Origin of the sequence: Chitinophaga terrae (ex Kim and Jung 2007) (genome assembly GCF_900107795.1) — a bacterium.
Lineage (GTDB): Bacteria > Bacteroidota > Bacteroidia > Chitinophagales > Chitinophagaceae > Chitinophaga > Chitinophaga terrae.
This window is the reverse complement of record NZ_FNRL01000002.1, coordinates 201,253-219,436: the sequence shown is the minus strand read 5'-3', so window position 1 is coordinate 219,436 and position 18,184 is coordinate 201,253. Positions and strand designations below refer to the sequence as shown.

20 protein-coding genes and 1 tRNA gene are annotated in these 18,184 nt (G+C 45.8%); 13 read left to right on the top strand and 8 right to left on the bottom strand.

Annotated elements, in window-relative coordinates:
• Entirely contained in the window at positions 1-612 is a 612-nt protein-coding gene (locus BLV62_RS03020; RefSeq protein WP_089758571.1) for a TetR/AcrR family transcriptional regulator, read from the bottom strand.
• A gap of 182 nt (positions 613-794) precedes the next feature.
• Between BLV62_RS03020 and BLV62_RS03015 the strand changes: the two genes are divergently transcribed.
• From BLV62_RS03015 to BLV62_RS02970, 10 genes are all read left to right on the top strand, one after another.
• Complete coding sequence (locus BLV62_RS03015; protein WP_089758569.1) at positions 795-1,403, top strand: DUF502 domain-containing protein; 609 nt, start codon at positions 795-797, stop codon at positions 1,401-1,403.
• Positions 1,404-1,453: 50 nt separating this feature from the next.
• Entirely contained in the window at positions 1,454-2,422 is a 969-nt protein-coding gene (locus BLV62_RS03010; RefSeq protein ID WP_089758567.1) for a zinc dependent phospholipase C family protein, read from the top strand.
• A gap of 200 nt (positions 2,423-2,622) precedes the next feature.
• On the top strand, positions 2,623-3,693 hold the full coding sequence (serC, locus tag BLV62_RS03005) for a 3-phosphoserine/phosphohydroxythreonine transaminase (RefSeq protein WP_089758565.1): 1,071 nt from the start codon (positions 2,623-2,625) through the stop codon (positions 3,691-3,693).
• Between the two features lie 107 nt (positions 3,694-3,800).
• A complete protein-coding gene (locus BLV62_RS03000) occupies positions 3,801-5,045 on the top strand; it encodes a DUF1015 domain-containing protein (RefSeq protein ID WP_089758563.1) in 1,245 nt (414 codons plus the stop codon).
• 156 nt (positions 5,046-5,201) lie between these two features.
• Positions 5,202-6,275 (top strand): tetratricopeptide repeat protein, encoded by a 1,074-nt coding sequence (locus tag BLV62_RS02995; RefSeq protein ID WP_139169897.1) that lies wholly within the window; start codon positions 5,202-5,204, stop codon positions 6,273-6,275.
• Positions 6,276-6,359: 84 nt separating this feature from the next.
• Positions 6,360-8,015, top strand: a complete 1,656-nt coding sequence (gene paaN, locus BLV62_RS02990; protein WP_089758559.1) for a phenylacetic acid degradation protein PaaN — start codon at positions 6,360-6,362, stop codon at positions 8,013-8,015.
• A 55-nt stretch (positions 8,016-8,070) separates the two neighbouring features.
• The gene (locus BLV62_RS02985) at positions 8,071-8,730 is read left to right on the top strand and encodes a YceI family protein (RefSeq protein ID WP_089758557.1); all 660 of its coding nucleotides are present in this window, start codon (positions 8,071-8,073) and stop codon (positions 8,728-8,730) included.
• 89 nt (positions 8,731-8,819) lie between these two features.
• A complete protein-coding gene (locus BLV62_RS02980) occupies positions 8,820-9,068 on the top strand; it encodes a 2TM domain-containing protein (protein ID WP_089758554.1) in 249 nt (82 codons plus the stop codon).
• Positions 9,069-9,116: 48 nt separating this feature from the next.
• Positions 9,117-10,922, top strand: a complete 1,806-nt coding sequence (locus BLV62_RS02975) for an AMP-dependent synthetase/ligase (protein WP_089758553.1) — start codon at positions 9,117-9,119, stop codon at positions 10,920-10,922.
• Positions 10,923-10,982: 60 nt separating this feature from the next.
• Positions 10,983-11,054: transfer RNA gene (locus tag BLV62_RS02970), tRNA-Arg, on the top strand.
• A gap of 73 nt (positions 11,055-11,127) precedes the next feature.
• On the opposite strand, the gene BLV62_RS02965 is transcribed toward BLV62_RS02970, so the two are convergent.
• The 3 genes from BLV62_RS02965 to BLV62_RS02955 form a co-directional block, all read right to left on the bottom strand.
• On the bottom strand, positions 11,128-11,982 hold the full coding sequence (locus tag BLV62_RS02965; protein ID WP_139169895.1) for a hypothetical protein: 855 nt from the start codon (positions 11,980-11,982) through the stop codon (positions 11,128-11,130).
• Between the two features lie 66 nt (positions 11,983-12,048).
• Complete coding sequence (locus BLV62_RS02960) at positions 12,049-12,441, bottom strand: DoxX family membrane protein (protein WP_089758550.1); 393 nt, start codon at positions 12,439-12,441, stop codon at positions 12,049-12,051.
• Positions 12,442-12,535: 94 nt separating this feature from the next.
• Positions 12,536-12,817 (bottom strand): hypothetical protein, encoded by a 282-nt coding sequence (locus BLV62_RS02955; protein ID WP_089758548.1) that lies wholly within the window; start codon positions 12,815-12,817, stop codon positions 12,536-12,538.
• A 147-nt stretch (positions 12,818-12,964) separates the two neighbouring features.
• On the opposite strand from BLV62_RS02955, the gene BLV62_RS02950 reads away from it, so the two are divergent.
• Positions 12,965-13,552 (top strand): SMI1/KNR4 family protein, encoded by a 588-nt coding sequence (locus BLV62_RS02950; protein ID WP_168927788.1) that lies wholly within the window; start codon positions 12,965-12,967, stop codon positions 13,550-13,552.
• Here BLV62_RS02950 and BLV62_RS02945 read toward each other — a convergent pair.
• Entirely contained in the window at positions 13,549-13,944 is a 396-nt protein-coding gene (locus BLV62_RS02945; RefSeq protein WP_089758544.1) for a hypothetical protein, read from the bottom strand. The genes BLV62_RS02950 and BLV62_RS02945 overlap by 4 nt on opposite strands.
• A 258-nt stretch (positions 13,945-14,202) precedes the next feature.
• On the opposite strand from BLV62_RS02945, the gene BLV62_RS02940 reads away from it, so the two are divergent.
• Together BLV62_RS02940 and BLV62_RS28045 are read left to right on the top strand one after the other, a co-directional pair.
• The gene (locus BLV62_RS02940) at positions 14,203-14,508 is read left to right on the top strand and encodes a hypothetical protein (protein ID WP_139169893.1); all 306 of its coding nucleotides are present in this window, start codon (positions 14,203-14,205) and stop codon (positions 14,506-14,508) included.
• 133 nt (positions 14,509-14,641) lie between these two features.
• A complete protein-coding gene (locus BLV62_RS28045; RefSeq protein ID WP_139169891.1) occupies positions 14,642-14,968 on the top strand; it encodes a hypothetical protein in 327 nt (108 codons plus the stop codon).
• Here the strand turns inward: BLV62_RS28045 and BLV62_RS02930 are convergent.
• Genes BLV62_RS02930 through BLV62_RS02920 form a run of 3 tightly spaced genes read right to left on the bottom strand, consistent with a single transcriptional unit; the run spans position 14,959 to position 18,179 of the window.
• Positions 14,959-16,179, bottom strand: coding sequence for an ABC transporter permease (locus BLV62_RS02930; RefSeq protein WP_089758538.1), 1,221 nt, complete (start codon positions 16,177-16,179; stop codon positions 14,959-14,961). The genes BLV62_RS28045 and BLV62_RS02930 overlap by 10 nt on opposite strands.
• A 9-nt stretch (positions 16,180-16,188) precedes the next feature.
• Positions 16,189-16,941: an ABC transporter ATP-binding protein gene (locus BLV62_RS02925; RefSeq protein WP_089758536.1), complete on the bottom strand. Its 753-nt coding sequence runs from the start codon at positions 16,939-16,941 to the stop codon at positions 16,189-16,191.
• Positions 16,938-18,179, bottom strand: a complete 1,242-nt coding sequence (locus BLV62_RS02920; protein WP_089758533.1) for an efflux RND transporter periplasmic adaptor subunit — start codon at positions 18,177-18,179, stop codon at positions 16,938-16,940. Before BLV62_RS02920 ends, BLV62_RS02925 begins: the two co-directional genes overlap by 4 nt.
• Positions 18,180-18,184 lie beyond the last annotated feature (5 nt).

The window sequence follows — 18,184 nt, the reverse complement described above, 5'->3', positions numbered from 1 at the left end:
TTAGTTGTTTTGCGATAGTTTTTTATATGCTTCTATTAGCTGGTATCCTTTCTCGGATGCTACTCCATATAGGTAATTTTCCAACAAAACTTTCTGCACTCTGCTCATATCATGAGCACCGGAAAATACTTCGGGTTGAAAACAGATCATACAGGCATGTATGCGGTATTGCGTCAATATCTTAATGTCCAGGTCCGGTCTGTATAATCCTTCGCTGATACCGCGTTCCAGGTTCTCGCGGATCATTGTTGCCAACATGTTATTCTGGTAATCTACAAATACCTGCCAGGCTTTTGCATGAAATTTCTGGAGATCGAGCAAGATGACCGGGTTCATATTCAGTAACTTTCTATCGAGCATCTCCATTACGAGGAATAGTTCTTCAATGGCATCTTTGGCCCGTTCCCTGTCGGCAAGGCATTCTTCTTCGACGATACTGATAAAGCGGCTGATGGTTTGAGTGACCATATCGTCTTTATCTGTAAAGTGCGCATAAAGGGTCTTTTTGGAAATACCCATCTTCACGGCTATGTCGTCCATCGTTATGGAGCGGGTGCCGAACTGACGAAACAGCCCAAAAGCCTTATCCATTATGCGTTCTTGTACTTCCATATGCTATGCCGCGGTAACGCTGTTGTTACGCAGAACAAAACTATGGAAACTTTCCAAACTTCCAAAGTTTCCAGTAATATTTTTTTACATGTGGTAACATTTAATTATTTTAATGCTAAACCATTAAAAAGAACAGGAGCACTTCCCTATTATTATCTAATTTGCAGGTCTAATCACGAACCATGTCGCCAAAACTTAGATTTAAAGTATTCGCATCACGACTGCTGCGCTACTTCTTCCAGGGACTACTTATACTGGCGCCCATCGGTATAACAGCGCTTACATTGTACTGGGCTTTTGTGACCATCGACAACATTATTCCCAAAGAGATCATTCCTGCGGATGCGGGGTTCAGTTTCCTGAAATATAAGGGAGTTGGGTTCCTGCTGGTATTGGTATTGGTAGTATTGGTAGGTTACCTGAGTTCGTCCTTCATCATAGGAAGAATATTTGACCTGTTTGATCACCTGCTGGAACGGACCCCGTTTATCAAGTATATCTATACATCCATTAAAGATGTATTTGATGCGTTTGTGGGAGAGAAGAAGAAGTTTGATCATCCCGTGCTGGTGCAGATCTACGGGGTGGATGTATGGGAAATGGGATTCATTACCCAGGCGGATGTGAGCAACTTTGGCCTGGAGGGGTATATGGCAGTATACGTACCTCATGCCTATGCCATTACAGGTAAAGTTTTCATGGTACCCAAAGAAAAAGTAAAACAATTGACCAATATCTCGGCCGGCGATGCGATGAAATTCGCTGTCAGCGGAGGAGTTACAAATATTTAATGCCGGCCCCTGTACTAGGGGCCTTCTTTGTTTTTTAAAACCATTTGTTTATGTTAACCGTCAACCAGCTTCGCTGTACCATCAGCGTTTTATTTCTCTTTTTCCCTTTCTCTGCTTATCCCTGGGGCTTTTTTGCACATGAACGGATCAACAGGCTGGCCGTATTTGGGCTGCCCCCGGAAATGATGCTTCTTTATAAAGCCAACCTGGATTATATAACCAAACACGCCACAGATCCAGATAAGCGCCGCTACATGGTGCCGGCGGAAGGGCCCAGGCATTTTATTGATATAGACCTGCTGGACTCGCCGCCCTACCGGCAGGTGCCACGTTCCTGGAACGAAGCCGTAACCAGGTACAGCGCCGATTCGCTGAACCGGTATGGCATTTTGCCCTGGCACCTGGAAAAAATGCTGGCCCTTCTCACAAAAGCGTTCCGGGAAAAAGACAAACAGCATATCCTGCGGCTCTCCGCAGAGCTGGGGCATTACCTGGCAGACGCGCATGTACCGCTGCATGCCTGCTCCAATCATAACGGGCAGTTCAGCAACCAGCACGGCATCCATGGGCTGTGGGAGTCACGCATCCCGGAATTGCTGGCGGATGAAACCTTCGACTACTGGACGGGAAAAGCCTATTACATCGCCTCGCCGCGGGAATATATATGGCAAATAATTACACTAAGTGGGAAGGAAGCAGATTCGGTGCTCAGGATCGAGAAGGAATTAAGCAATAAATTCCCCGCAGGCAGGCGTTTTGCTTACGAATCAAGGAATGGAGCACTGGTCAGGACATACGCCGACGACTATACGAAAACATATGCAAAATTGTTGAATAATATGGTTGAACGCAAAATGAGAAGCGCCATCTCGGCGGTTGCCGCAGCCTGGTACACCTGCTGGGTAAATGCCGGCCAGCCCCCGCTAAGCGACCTGGCAGACAACAGCCCCGCCCCCGCCGATTCGCTGGACCATTTAGCCCCATTGCAACTGCGCTGGATGGAAGAACATTGCAAGTAGCTATTTTCCTGCACGGTAAAATATTTATTGCAATACTTAATAATTTGAAAAGATATTTTATCTTTGCCCATACCATCTTTTAACCTGTCCTACACAATGCGCCTCACTGGTTTTATGCCCGTGCCGTTTTTTTTTCCGTTTCCTTAGAAAAACCAAAAAAAGTGGAAAGATCAAAAAATGAATTTAATCTGAATCGCAACATGAAGGTGCACAATTTTAACGCAGGTCCTTCTGTCTTACCTAACGAGGTATTGTACAAGGCCAGTAAAGCATTGATAGACTTTGAAGGGTCGGGAATGTCGATACTGGAAATTGGCCACAGAACCGCCCCGTTTATGGCGGTGATGGAAGAAGCGCGCAGCCTTGTGAAGGAACTGATGCAGCTGGAAGATGACTTTGAAGTACTCTACCTGCAGGGGGGCGCCACCACACAGTTTATGCAAGTTCCCATGAACCTGCTCGACAATGGTGGAACAGCCGCGTATGTAGATACTGGCGTATGGTCCAGCAAAGCTATTAAAGAAGCGAAATTGTTTGGCTATACAGATGTGATAGCAAGCTCCAAAGAAAGCAACTATAACCACATCCCCAAACAATTTACTATTCCTCCGCAAGCGAGCTATCTTCATATTACTACTAACAATACTATTTATGGTACCCAGTGGCAAACCACCCCGGAAACCAATATCCCGTTAGTAGCCGATATGAGCAGCGATATCCTGAGCCGCAGCATGGACTTCAACAAATACTCGCTGATCTATGCAGGCGTGCAGAAGAATATGGGCGCTGCCGGAGCCACAATGGTAGCAGTACGTAAAAGCATCCTTGGAAAGGTAACACGTAAAATACCTTCCATCCTGGATTATAGAAATCATATCGACAATGGCTCGATGCTGAATACACCTCCTGTTTTTGCGGTATATATTTCTATGCTTACGCTGCGCTGGTTAAAAGAACAAGGTGGAATTCCTGCCATTGAAAAGATCAATGATAAAAAAGCGGCATTACTATACGACGAGATCGACCACAATCCGCTGTTCCGCGGTACAGTGGTAAAAGAAGACCGTAGTAAAATGAACGCCTGCTTTATTATGGATAAGCCGGAAATGGAGGAAGAATTCCTTAAATTCTGCAAAAAAGAAGATATAGTTGGCATTAAAGGTCACCGCTTGTCCGGAGGCTTCAGGGTTTCTATGTACAATGCGTTGCCTTATGAAAGTGTAGAAGTAATGGTGGAAGCCATGAAATACTTCTCCCTGAAAAAGGCCTGATAATATTTTAAGTTAGATTTTATTACGAACTATGGAAGAGCGAGTGTTCTTTCGTAGTTCGTAATTTTTTTTTCTATATTTTTACTATTCACCCATCTGAGTTCATTATGGCCACTATTAAACCCTTCAAAGGATTAAGACCCGATCCCTCGCTAGCTGCAAAAGTAGCCTCCCGCCCTTATGATGTGTTGAGTTCTGATGAAGCCAGGGACGCCGCTGCCAACAATCCCTACTCCTTCTATCATATCTCTAAATCGGAGATAGATCTGCCTGCCGGTACGGATGTGCATAGCCAGCAAGTGTATGATACTGCTGCCAGCAACCTGCAACGTTTTATCAAAGAGGGAATATTGCTGCAGGATGAACAACCGGTTTATTATATATATAAACTTTTAATGGATGGACGCGCACAAACAGGCCTGGTAGCCGTTTCGGCGGTTGCAGACTACAATAACGGCCTTATTAAAAAACATGAATTCACTCGTCCAGACAAGGAATTAGACAGGATCAATCATATAAAAACAACCAGCGCTCAAACGGGCAACGTATTCCTGGCGTATAACGATGTACCGGAGCTTAGCTCGATCATTGATCACTGGCAGGAGCAGCACGCCCCGGTTTACGACTTTACAGCAGACGATAATATCCAACATACCATCTGGATCGTAGACGCCCCTTCAACCGTTGCCGATATCAGCTCCCTGTTTGCCCGGAAGGTACCGCATACTTATATCGCCGACGGCCACCATCGCGCAGCTTCGGCAAGCCTGGTGCAAAAAGAACTGCAGGCAAGCCGCAAGATCACGGGGGCCGAAGACCCGGCCAATTACTTCCTGACAACTATCTTCCCTGCCAGCCAACTGGCCATACTGGACTATAACAGGGTCGTAAAAGACCTGAACGGCTTAAGCAAAGAAGCTTTTTTATCGCAGCTGGACTATGATTTTACAGTGGAAGAGATCGGGCATCTGCCCCAGGCGCCTTCTATGCTCCATGAATTCAGCATGTACCTGGATGGCCGCTGGTACCGGCTCGTAGCAAAAGAAGGTACCTATACTACTGATCCGATAGGCATCCTGGATGTAACGATCCTTTCCAATAACATCCTCGATAAGATCCTGGGCATCAAAGACCAGCGGACGGATAAACGAATAGACTTCGTAGGCGGGATAAGAGGGCTGCAGGAACTGGTAAAGCGGGTTGACAGCGGAGAAATGAAAATCGCTTTCGCCTTGTACCCCGTTACTATCCAGCAGTTATTTGATATTGCAGATAGTGGTAATGTGATGCCGCCTAAAAGTACCTGGTTTGAGCCGAAGTTAAGAGATGGCCTCATCACCCACCTGATCTAAATCAGCAAACAAGCAAAGCGGCAAAGAATTTGATTAAAGAGCGTCCGTGAATGTTAAAACGGCGTATTACGCCGGTTCATAAAACGCTTTACCGCTTTGCGTCTTTGCGCCTTTGCGGGAAAAAATCTTACTTTTACAGCAAACAGACAGAAGGGAATGAATATACGGTCTTCTTTATTGAAAGCATTTCTAGTAGCGGGAGTTTTATTTACTCAAACTGCTTTTGCACAGGATTCGAGGGAGCTATACAACACGGCCAGCAATTTTATGAGAAGTGGGGACTACTCCAACGCGATCTTAGTGTTCAACCAGGCTTTACAACTAGAACCGGATAACTTCGAATATAAAAAACAATTAGGCTTTACTTATTACCTGAAAGGAGACCTGATCAAAGCAAAAAGTATCATTGAGCCTTTATTGAGCAATAAAGAAGCAGATGTGCAGGTATACCAGATCGCCGGCAACATCTACATCGGCAGGGAAGAATTTAAGACAGCCCAGAAGATGTATGAAAAATCGTTAAAGAAATTCCCAAACAGCGGCGAGCTGTATAACGACAACGGCAACCTGCTGATGAACATCAAACTCTATGAAGGCGCCTTACGCAGCTGGCTTAAAGGAATAGAACAAGACCCTACTTTTCCCGGGAACTATTATAACGCCACGAAAACGTATAACTACAGCAACAACCCTTTGTGGTGCATCATATATGGCGAAATCTTCATGAACATGGAGAGCTACACCACCCGTACTGCTGAAATAAGGACCATAGTACTGGAATCTTACAAAAAACTGTTCAACGATCCATCACTTTTTGAAAGCGCCGTAACAGATGCCAAGAAAAACAAAAGAGGGAACAGCGAGTTTGTAGAAGCCTATAAGAACACCATGAGTAAGCAGATCAGCGTTATTACCGGCGGTATTGACCCCGACGCCCTCATCATGGCAAGAACCCGTTTCTTACTGGATTGGTACAATAATTATGCAGACCAATTCCCATATGCACTGTTCGACTACCAGCGCGAACTGCTCAGGGCTGGCCTGTTCGAGGCCTATAACCAATGGCTGTTTGGCCCAGCGGCTAACCAGTCGAACTACAAAGGCTGGACCGCCCTGCACAAATCCGAATACGATGCTTTCCAGCAATATCAACGTCGCAACCCTTTGAAACCCAGACCAGACGAGTATTATAACGACGGCAAATTTACCTTGATCAACTCAGGGTATTAACAGCCGGAGAACTGCAATAAATCACTTAGTTGCTGTAGCAACTGATTGACTAAATCCGTAAATTGTAGTTCTCAAAATCTGAATATGCTCGCTACCAAACACCAAAACATCATCGATCAAGCTGTCAGGGCAACACACGAACGTACATTCTATGCCCAGTATCCTGAACACCCCAAGGCATATGGCGACGATGCGCATGCAAAAGGAATACAGAGCTACCAGCAACTGCTGGGCAAGCCATTCAAACAACTGCTGCAAACCAATGAAACCGGGTGGAGCGGAGAAGAGGTATCTCCATATACCCGTGAAGTATTGGGCATCACTTACCCGACCTTTGCTGCAGACGATCTTATCAGGAAAGCTGCTATAGCCGGCAAAGGCTGGAAACAATTGCCTGTAGCCGAAAGAGCCGGGGCATTGACAGAAACCCTTGAAAGAATAAAAGACTACTTTTTTGATATAGCCAATGCCACCATGCATACCACGGGCCAGAGCTTTATGATGAGCTTCCAGGCATCGGGGCCGCATGCCAATGATCGCGCCCTGGAAGCCATTGCTACGGGTTACCATGAACTTTTACGCTATCCTCCGCAGGTTTCATGGGAAAAGCCAATGGGCAAGGCCAGCGTCAAACTGGTTAAAACGTTCAGGGCTATTCCAAAAGGTATAGGCGTAGTAGTTGGGTGCTCTACTTTCCCGGTCTGGAACACCTTGCCGGGAGTATATGCCGACCTGATAACCGGCAACCCGGTGATCGTAAAGCCGCATCCAAGGGCAGTTCTGCCGATTGCTATCGTTGTAGGCGTAATCCAGCAAACTTTGAAAGAACTGGGTTTTGATCCCAATATCTGCCAGCTGGCGGCTGATAGCTCCAACAATCTTATTACCAAACAATTGTGCGAGAACCCAGCTGTTAAACTGATAGATTACACTGGTGGCAGCAGTTTCGGCGCTTACATAGAATCTTTACCGGGAAAATCAGTTTTTACTGAAAAGGCTGGCGTTAACTCCGTAATTTTAGATAGTGTGAAAGAGTTTGAGCCGGTTATCCAGAACCTGGCATTTTCCGTGAGCTTATATTCCGGCCAGATGTGTACTGCTCCCCAGAACTTCTTTGTTCCGGAGCAGGGAATTGAAACAGCTAATGGCCATCTCAGCTTCAACGAGGTAGTACAGCAGTTTAAAGAAGCAGTGGCCGGCCTTACCCAACACCCCAAAATGGGGGCAGGCACCCTCGGTGCGATACAAAATGATGAAACGCTGGAAAGAGCCAGGGAAGCAAGGCAGCTGGGTGGAAAGGTGATCCTGGAAGGCACGCCTGTGGAAAACGAGGAATTTGCCAATGCACGGGTATTTGGGCCCACCATCATTGAAGTAAGCAGTGTTGATAACAAAATATTTGAGAAAGAGCTTTTTGGGCCTGTTGTTCTGATCATCAAAACAAAAGATACAGATCATAGCCTGCAGCTGGCCAAACAAATGGCATTAAATTTCGGAGCCATTACCTGTGGGGCCTATACTACAGACCAGGAAGTTAAAGAGAAGATCTTAGAGGAAATGAACAGCGTATTTACCCCTGTATCCTTTAACCTGACAGGTCCGATATGGGTGAACCAGCACGCTGCGTTTTCCGATTTCCATGTAACCGGCGGTAATCCGGCCGGCAACGCCAGTTTCACGAACCAGGAGTTTATAATAAAACGCTTTGTTTGGGTAGGGAACCGGGAGCTGGCAGAATAATAAAGCTATTCCAGGGCAGGTGCATACAGCGCCTGCTCTTTAAAGACCGACGAATATGAAACAGTTGCTCATTACGCTCACCTTATTTGCTTTTGTAGCCTGCGAACAGGCTCCCAAAGCCGATAAAGCCAGTATCACTACCGCGCAAACCGTGCAAGCCGGTACCGGTCAGGCATATATTCCAGATACTGCCAACAGCCTGGTAGAATGGATAGGAACCAAGCCAACCGGGAAGCATCACGGCTCTATCAAACTGGCTGGTGGGGCCATTTATGTAAAAGACAGCACTGTAACAGGCGGCAACATCACCATTAACATGCTTACCCTGCAGAACCTGGATCTGGCAGCGGATACCGCTATGAAGAACAAACTGGAAACAGAACTGAAAGGCCCGCAATTTTTTGATGTTCAGCATTTCCCTACCGCTACCTTCGAGATCACTGAAATAACACCCTACGAACCCGCCAGGGACGGGGAAGTAACTTTAGCCCATGCCACTCATATCGTAAAAGGTAATTTCACCCTGAGGGGCGTAGTTAAAAACATCACTTTCCCGGCGCACATTGCTATTGATAACCATGGAGTTACTACTACCGCTAACTTCAATATCGACAGAACCAAATGGGGCATTACCTACAGGGCCGACAAGTCGCTGCAGGACAAACTCATTAACTCGCAAGTCAACATTTCATTCCGTCTGAAAGCAGTGCGATGATCCTTCATTTTTGACATTTTTTTTTACTATAAAGCCAATAAAAAACTTTAAATTAGGACAACCACCGTTGGAGTGAAAATCTGAGTTTGATGGACATAAATAAAGAAAGAGATGATGATCAGCATTGGCGATCAGCCAAGTCAGAAGCCGGATTCAAATCTCATCTTATTATATACCTGGTTGTTAATATGGGAATGTGGCTTCTATGGTTTCTTACAGACAGCGTGCACACGAATGGTATTCCCTGGCCCCTATGGCCGTCTTTAGGCTGGGGTGTTGCATTAGCTTACCAGAACTTTAATGCCCCGCACCGCAACAATCTGAAAAAAGCATTATAGCTCATATTATCCTGTAATATCCAGGCCAAAACAAAAATCTACAGCAGCATGAATGACCAACCACAAAGACTGTTTGACGTGATCGCTTACCAGCTTGCCCACTTTCCGAAAGATGATATGCTGGCAGGTAAAGAGAATGGCGTGTACAGGAAGTATAGTACAAAAGAAGTGGGTGATTTGACGCTCCGTCTTAGTTCTGGTTTGCTCAAATTGGGGATCCGTGCGGGCGTAAAGGAAAATGAGAACAAAGACAAGATTGCTATCATTTCAGCCAACCGCCCTGAGTGGATGATAACCGATCTGGCTGTACAGCAGCTGGGAGCAGTGCTGACCCCTATTTACCCTACTATCAGTGAGCATGAACTGGCATATGTACTGAATGACGCGGAAGCCAGGATCTTATTTGTAAGCAATAAAGAGTTGCTGGATAAGGTAACGGCGTTAAGAGATAAATTCCCTACCATCCGGGAAATCTTCACATTCGACCAGGTAGAAGGCGCCCGGAACTGGAAAGAGGTACTGGAGATGGGAGATACAACGGATTTCGGGAAAATAGAGGAGATTAAGAAAAATATTTCGCCGGAAGAACTGGTAACCATCATCTATACTTCCGGAACAACGGGCACGCCAAAAGGCGTAATGCTGACCCACCATAACATCGTTAGCAACGTAATTGCCTGCGGGCCTTATCTCCCTGTGAATAAAGACGCGAAAGCCCTTAGCTTCCTGCCCTTGAACCATATTTTTGAACGAATGGTCACCTACCTGTACCTGGCTAACGGCGTGCCTATCTATTATGCAGAATCGATGGACACGATAGCCGATAACCTGAAAGAGGTGAAGCCTACTATTTTCACTACCGTACCACGGCTGCTGGAAAAAGTATATGAAAAGATCATGGCCACAGGACTGGAGCTGAAAGGGATCAAAAGAGCTCTTTTCTTCTGGGCAGTAGATATAGGCAAAAGGTACGAGATCAACACCAACCAGGGTTTCTGGTATAACCTGCAGCTGAAGCTGGCCAATAAGCTTATTTTCAGCAAATGGAGAGCCGCACTGGGAGGCAATATTCAGGCCATTGTCAACGGAGCCGCCGCCTGCCAGGTTCGTCTTTTAAAGATCTTCACAGCGGGAGGGATACCGATCATGGAAGGATACGGGCTTACGGAAACATCGCCTGTGATCAGCGTAAACCGTTATGATATTAAAGACAGGATGTTCGGAACCGTGGGACCAGTGATCAGCGGCGTAGAAGTAAAGATCGCCGAAGACGGGGAGATACTGTGCAAGGGACCTAATATCACTATCGGGTATTACAAACGCCCCGACCTGACTGCCGATGCCATTACGGATGGCTGGTTTCATACAGGCGATATCGGGGTGATCATCGATAATAAATTCCTGAAAATAACGGACCGTAAAAAAGAGCTCTTCAAAACCTCCGGCGGTAAATTCGTGGCGCCTCAGCCGATTGAAAATAAATTCAAGGAATCTCCATACATCGAGCAGATCATGGTGGTGGGCGAAGACCGCAAATTTACAGGAGCTTTGATAGTACCATCTTTCGCCAACCTGAAAAAATGGGCCGCGAAAAATGGCATAAACGCCGCCTCAAACGAGGAACTGGTTAAGAACGAGCGGGTGATAGACCTCTACAAACAGGCGCTGGACAAGTATAACCAGTTTTTTAGTCACATTGAACAGATCAAGAAATTTGTGCTTTTACCGCATGAATGGACGGTGGATGCGGGCGAACTGACCCCCACCCTGAAAGTGAAGCGGAAAGCGATCATGCAGAAGTACAATGAGGAGATTGAAAGCCTTTATTCGGGATCAGGAGTAAAAAGTGTTTAAATTTTAATTTAAATGCCTTACTTTTGCATCCCAATCCTGGATTGGGGTAAAAGATGGAATGGCCTCATAGTTCAATGGATAGAATAGAAGTTTCCTAAACTTTAGATACAGGTTCGATCCCTGTTGAGGCTACAGAATAAAAAATCGGCTAAACCTGGTTGAACAGGATTAGCCGATTTTCGTTTATAGGGTGATGTTGGGGCGGCTATTGGCCGTCCACTGCAGCCAACCTGGCTTCCAATGCTTCGATGCGCTTATTTTGTTGAATAATATATAAAGTTAATTCCTCAATTTTCTGCATTTGCAGCTTCTGCATATCTCCCAACTCCAATCCCTCGCTGGCAATAACATCGGCTGATGGAACGCCTGGTAAATGCCTGTGCCTCTCTACATACTGTTCAAGTTCCTGTAACGACGGCAGTTGGTAGGCATCCATAAATACATAATCAGGCCAATCTGAAGCGTTAAGGGTAACCCTTACTTTTTTTGTTCTGATTTCGCCATTGACAGAGAGCAAAGCAGAAGGATTCGCGGTACCGATGCCTACATACCCCGTAGTTCCGTCAATAGTCATACGTTTTGTTCCGTTGGTCAGGAACGACATTGGTGCAGCATTCATGTTTGCGATTGTCAAACCGCCCTGCCCGGGAAAATGGGTAAGCATGGAATAGTCCAGCCCTATTCCGTCGCCGCCGTTGGCATCAAGCACCAGGGTGCTTCTTCCGCCGCCGGTTTCGTCAAATATGAACCCTCCTCCCCTTGCTGTAGTACCAGCATTATTCCTTATAAAAAATGGCTGGGTAAGATTCATAAGGAAAGAACTGCCCTGGAAAACCATTGGCATATCGGCATTGGTTGCATAGTCGCGACTGACAAGGTAACTGCTATTATTCCAAAAGGTCAGCCCAAGACCTTTGCCTACGGTTGGAGTTTTTGCAGAACCGGTGATCAGTTGCATATTAGATGTCGTATTCCCTGAATCAGTGACGGTTTGCAATGTTTGGGAAAAAAGGCTCAAAGAGGCAAATAACAATGGTAAAGTTAACAGACTTCTTTTCATAGTGTATAGAATTGAAAGAATAAGATAGCATTAAGAAGATGCCTGCCAAGATCGATAACAGGCCTCTTATTTCCTCATCTTATCTACCGCCCAGGCATTATACTGGATAAATATCAGCAATACCTCCAACAAACCAAGATGGATAAACTGAGACGGCAGCGCATCCCAATTCTCTATCATGGTTGTACCAAAGATGAGCGCCAGCGTTACTATACAGCCGGCTATTAACGAAAGGCGGGTGAATAGGCCGAGGATGAGCAGCAGCCCTATTATGAATTCGGCGATTGGCAATGCATAGCTAAACGGCGCAACCAGAGAGGCAGGCAGCATTGAATGCTCAAAACTTTTCAGCATCCAGGCACTAAAGCCGCTCAGTTTGGGAAGCCTGACCAGGCCATGGCCAAAAAAACTCAGTCCTACTCCCAGTCTTAACAATAAATAAGCAATGTTATAGTTCATTGGTATCGTGATTCAGGTGCGTGAAAGATAAAGTAAATAAACAAAAAAAGGTCCGCTTACCAAAGTAGAGCGGACCTTTTCAGAGGCGATATTTTTAGAATTCATCGTCTTCCTCTTCTCCATCATCTTCCAACCAGTCGAGGTAGGAATAGTACCAGTCGCCCAGTTCTTCGAGGAGTTCTATTTTTTTATCAGGGGAGTTTTTGAAGAATTCGTCCACGCTATCGAGTTCATAAACGATATCGATATGCGCGTTTTCTTCGTCATCCTCTACTCTTTTCGCAAAAAAACGAGGTTTTTCAGTATGAAAAATATACTCGTTTTCCGGGTCAGTAACCGGGTCGTCTGCGATCATGAACTTAGGTAACTGTGCCATAATGGATTAATTTATTTTGTAATAACGTAATGTGCTATCAACCGGATACAAAAATATTGATAATTAACATATAAAAAACAGATGGGGTCAGGGTTAAATTTATTGATAAATTTTCACAATCTTTATGCTCGCAAAATTTCGAACCATATGCAAGAATACTGGATCAGATGGGAGAACTGGATGAAACAGTATGCCCCCGGGCTACTAAGCATACTTCAACCCGGTGCATCATTTGAAGCGGTAGCATCACTGGAAAAGCTGATTGGCGCAACTTTACCTAAATCTTTCAAAGCCTTTTATGCCATTCATAATGGCCAGGTTAAAGCCAGAACCGGATTGGTTGATGCAGATCAATTACTGAGTATCGCTGATATTACAACGCAGTGGCACCATTGGAAAGACCTGGCAGACAGTGATACATTTACCTACAACGATGAGCCTATTTTATCGGCCCCCGACACTGGCATCAAAAATGACTGGTGGAACCCACTTTGGATCCCAATTACCGGCGACGGCTTTGGCAACCACTTATGTATAGACCTGGACCCCGCACCAGAAGGAAAATCAGGACAGATCATTACCCTTTGGCATGATGACCCCCACCGTGCTATTGTAGCCCCTTCATTTGAAGAATGGATAAAGGATTACCTGAATGCTCTCGAAAAAGGAGATTATATTTTTGTAAAGAAATGGGGTATCGTTCATAAGGATACCTTCCTGAATTACAACGATTAAGGCTTTTTCTTCCTTGCCTTTACGGACTTTCCTGAGTAATACATTGGGTCGAATCCTGACTTTTCTACCTTTACAACAGCTAAACTTCCTACAGTAAAGCTCCTGGGCGGAATTTCACTATCGTGTACAACTACTTCCGGAAGCTGACATTGAACCTGGGATGAATCTTTTGCAGGGAATTGCGCCATCGCCACCTGTTCAAGTTTCCTCACCTGGGCAGTTGATTCAGTAAAGGTAATAGCCATAATAGCCGATGCTACAGCTACCGGCAACAACCTGCTATGCCTGTTGGCAGGCTCTGTCAGTAACCTGTTCAGCCGGGTGTTGTTGAAACGCCCGCAAAGCTCTCCCCTGCTGTTTTTCAAAACAGCAAGCACTTCAATATCAGACATGGCGGGAGAAATCAAGGTGTAGGAACAGATAGATACAGACCTTTATTCGAAGATTTCATGGCATAGGATTATCGCAAATGAATATACGAAAAAAAGCAATGAACTCAGCCGGGATTTTTCCCGGGTTCCCCTGCCCACAATTTACCGTTTTAACCCATTTGTAACAGGCTGACCTATAACTAACAGCTGGGATGGCATTATTGTTGGATACTTACAGGCAATTGTAAATATTTATTTAACATCAAAATGAATACAATTATGAGAACTCCAAAACAGATTGCCGGATTACTGATCGCCTCCGCAATTGGATTAGCATTTACACTTGGCAGCCAGAACACTTTTGCTCAAGGCATCGACAGTACAGCTAAAAAAGTAGGTAATAAAACCGCTTCTATCGCTGTTAAAGGTGCCTCCGCTGTTACAGATAAAATTTATAAAGGAAAAGAAGGACCGAATGGTGAAGTGGTTTATATAGATAAAAAAGACCGCAAATTTATCGTGGATGAAAAAGGTAAAAAGGTATACCTGAAACCAAGCCAGATCCACGATAAGAAAAAAGACTAAAACAAAACAACCAGGTGTTGGCCGGCTATCATAGCCGGCCTATTTTTTATTCTTTCTAAAAACGTATATACGTTATAGTTATAAACAATTCAGCGGATAATCCTTACATTCATAGAGCCTAAATACACCGATCATGGAACTACAACCAGGCGCCTGTTATAAGATACAGGCCCAACACATTCCCGCCCTCCGGCAGTTTGGCAATTTCGAGTTCGTTGTAATCATAGTACATGCAAACGATACTTCCGACAGCATCGTTCTTGAATTCAACCGCATTATCGGCGCTTCTTCCATCGAGCAGGAAATAGCTGTCAAAACCCTCGTTGAATCCCATGCCGATGGCATAGAAATACAGGATAGCACAGGCGCCACGCTGAACATGCGTCCGTTCGAAAGAGAAAGTGAGTTTAAGCAATGGATAGATGCAGGAATCGCTGTACCCTGCTTCTGCTATTCATAACGCAACGCCTCAATCGGGTCTAAGCGGGAAGCCGATAAAGCAGGATAATACCCAAAAAATACCCCCGTAAAGGCACAAACCAAAAACGATAATACAATGGAGGACTCTGATACCAGGGTTGGCCATCCAAGTAATACAGTTATCAGCTTCGCTGATGTAACTCCTAATATCACCCCGATTATCCCACCGGTAACACTGATAATAATTGCTTCTACAAGAAATTGCATCAGTATATCATACCCCCTGGCGCCTATCGACATGCGTAAGCCGATCTCCTTTGTCCGCTCCTTTACAGAAACATACATGATATTCATTATCCCTATTCCCCCTATGACCAGGGAAATACCTGCAATAGCCGTTAAAAGGATGGTTAACAGGCTGGTAGTAGAACTTAATGTTTTGATCAGTTCTTCCATTGTTCTTACCTGGAAATTGTTTTCATCTGTAGGCCTTAACCGGTGCGTTGTTCTGAGGATGCCTGTGATCTCGTTAGTTGCCGCTTCCGATGCGCCTTCACTGACCGCTGAAGCATAGATGCTCTGGAAGTAAATGGTAGCTGTTATACGTTTCTGTACGGTAGTGTAAGGAGTAAGAATAATATCATCCTGGTCCTGCCCGAAAGAGCTTTGCCCTTTTGGCACCAATGTGCCGATCACCTGCAGCGGAATGGAATTCAGCCTGATCACCTTACCAACAGGGCTTTCGCCGCTGGGGAAAAGATTCTTGATCACTGTTTGTCCCAGGACGCAAACCTTTGCTGCGGTAGCCACATCTGCATCGGAAAAACTTACCCCATCCTGTATGGTCAGTTTACGGATATCGAAATAGGAAGGTGCAACCCCCTGCAACGAGGTAGGCCAGTTCAGGGCTCCGTAAATAGCCTGTCCTCTTGTTGAAGCAACAGGGGAAACGGCGCTTACATACTCCGCCTGTTGCTGGATTGCTTTTACATCTTCTATAGTCAACGACTGGTAACTATCCCCGCCTATTCTTACGCCTCCTGCCACGTTACTGCTGGGAAGAACGGTTATCATATTCGATCCCATGCTGCTTAACTGGCTTTGAATGCTTTCTTTAGACCCCTGCCCGATCGCCACCATGGCAATAACCGCAGCCACGCCGATGATGATACCAAGCATGGTAAGGAAGGCCCGCAGCTTATTCCGCTGCAATGCCCTTAATGCCAACATGATGAACCTCAGTATGCTCATAATTCCCGGTTAATAATCGTCTGCCGGCGGCAAGGCAGCGAGGGCCTCTTTCGCCGAGCGCACATTTTCATTTTTTGTGTCTTTAACTACCCGGCCATCTCTCAACATTACTGTTCGGGTGCTGAAAGAGGCGATATCTGGTTCGTGTGTTACAAATACGATCGTTTTTCCTTCCTGCTGGTTAAGCTCCTGCATCAACGCCATGATCTCGTACGAAGTCCGTGAATCCAGGTTCCCGGTAGCCTCATCTGCCAGTATCATCACCGGCTGGTTAACCAATGCACGGGCAATAGCCACTCTCTGTTGCTGCCCTCCCGACAACTGGTTGGGCATATGCTCTTCCCTGCCCTGCAGCTTTACTTCTGATAAAGCAGCCATAGCCCGCTGTTTCCTTTCGGAAGTGGAAAGACCGGGATTATAGAACAGTGGCAACTCCACGTTTTCCAGGGCCGAGGTTCGCGGCAGCAGGTTATACGACTGGAATACGAAACCTATCTTCCTGTTCCTCAATCTCGCCAGCTCATTTCTCGACAGCTTGCTCACGCTTACCCCGTCCAACAGGTAATTGCCGGACGTAGGCTTGTCGAGGCAACCAAGAATATTCAGCAGCGTGGTTTTCCCCGATCCGCTGCTGCCCATAATGGTCACAAATTCTCCTTCATAAACATCGAAAGTGATGCCTCTCAACGCTTTTACCACCTCGGAGCCCATTATGAACTCACGCCTGATATCTTCCAGTTGCAATATCTTTTTTCCACTCATCGCCTGCGCCCTCCCCCCATTCTGGGCATAAATGGACTATTATTTCCTGCACCCGCAACAGGTACTCCTCCTGAACTGACTCCCAATACTACCACATCGTTCTGATCCAGTCCCCTGAGCACTTCTATCCTTGTATTATCATTCAACCCCGTTCGTATATGCCGTTGTATCAGGCTATCTCCTTTCAGGACCCATACATAGTTGGAAGTACCAATGCGTTGCGTACTTTTAAAAGGTTTGCTGGTATCTCTCGCCACCGAGTCTTTCGGCATTCGTTGCCCCCTGCTCACAGCGCGCTTGATCACAAAATCCTTCAGGGCAACAGAGTCGGGTATAAACTTCAACGCCTTCACCGGTATCAGCAAGGCATTGTTATGTTCGGCTGTATAAATGGTAACATTGGCCGTCATGCCGGGCTTAAGTTTAAGATTGTCGTTAGGCGCGTTGATGATGGTATTATAGGTTACCACGTTTGCAGATACGGATGGCTGCAATCTTATTTCCTGTACCTTCCCGTCAAACACATCTTCCAGGTAGGCATCAACGGTAAAGGTTACACGCTGCGAATCCCTCACGTTCCCGATATCGGCTTCATCTATCCTCGCTTCTACCTGCATTTTTGTAATATCTTTCGCGATCACGAACAGGGTTGGAGTATTAAAACTAGCTGCTACTGTTTGTCCGACGCTTACATTCCTGTTTAATACAACTCCCTCCGTTGGCGAATAGATCTCGGTGAACGAAAAGTTCTTCAATGCCGATTTCAATTGAGCATTCACACTGGCTACATTGGCCCTGGCCTGCCCTATCTGGTTGGTGGCAAGATCATAATCCGCCTTGCTGATGGCGCCGGTGTTATATAAAGCTTTCTGACGTTCGTAATTATTTTCCTGGTAACTAAGATTTGTTTGCGCTACCAGCAGGTTAGCCCTTAACTGGTCTACCTGCGCCTGGAAGAGATCTTTATCCAGCTCGGCCAGCAACTGACCTTTCTTTACCCTGCTGTTAAAGTCTACATATATGCTTTTGATCGTACCTGAAACCTGCGTACCCACTGCTACCGTATCTACCGGCTGAACAGTGCCCGTCGCGGTAACGGAAGTGGTTATATTTCCGTATTCGGGGCGGGCTGTTTCGAACTGAACGGGTTCCTTTTTCTTCCTGATAAAGAAGAACCAGATGGCCGCCAGAACGAGGATTATAATGCCTGTTATAATAACTCCTTTGTACTTTCTCATACCAA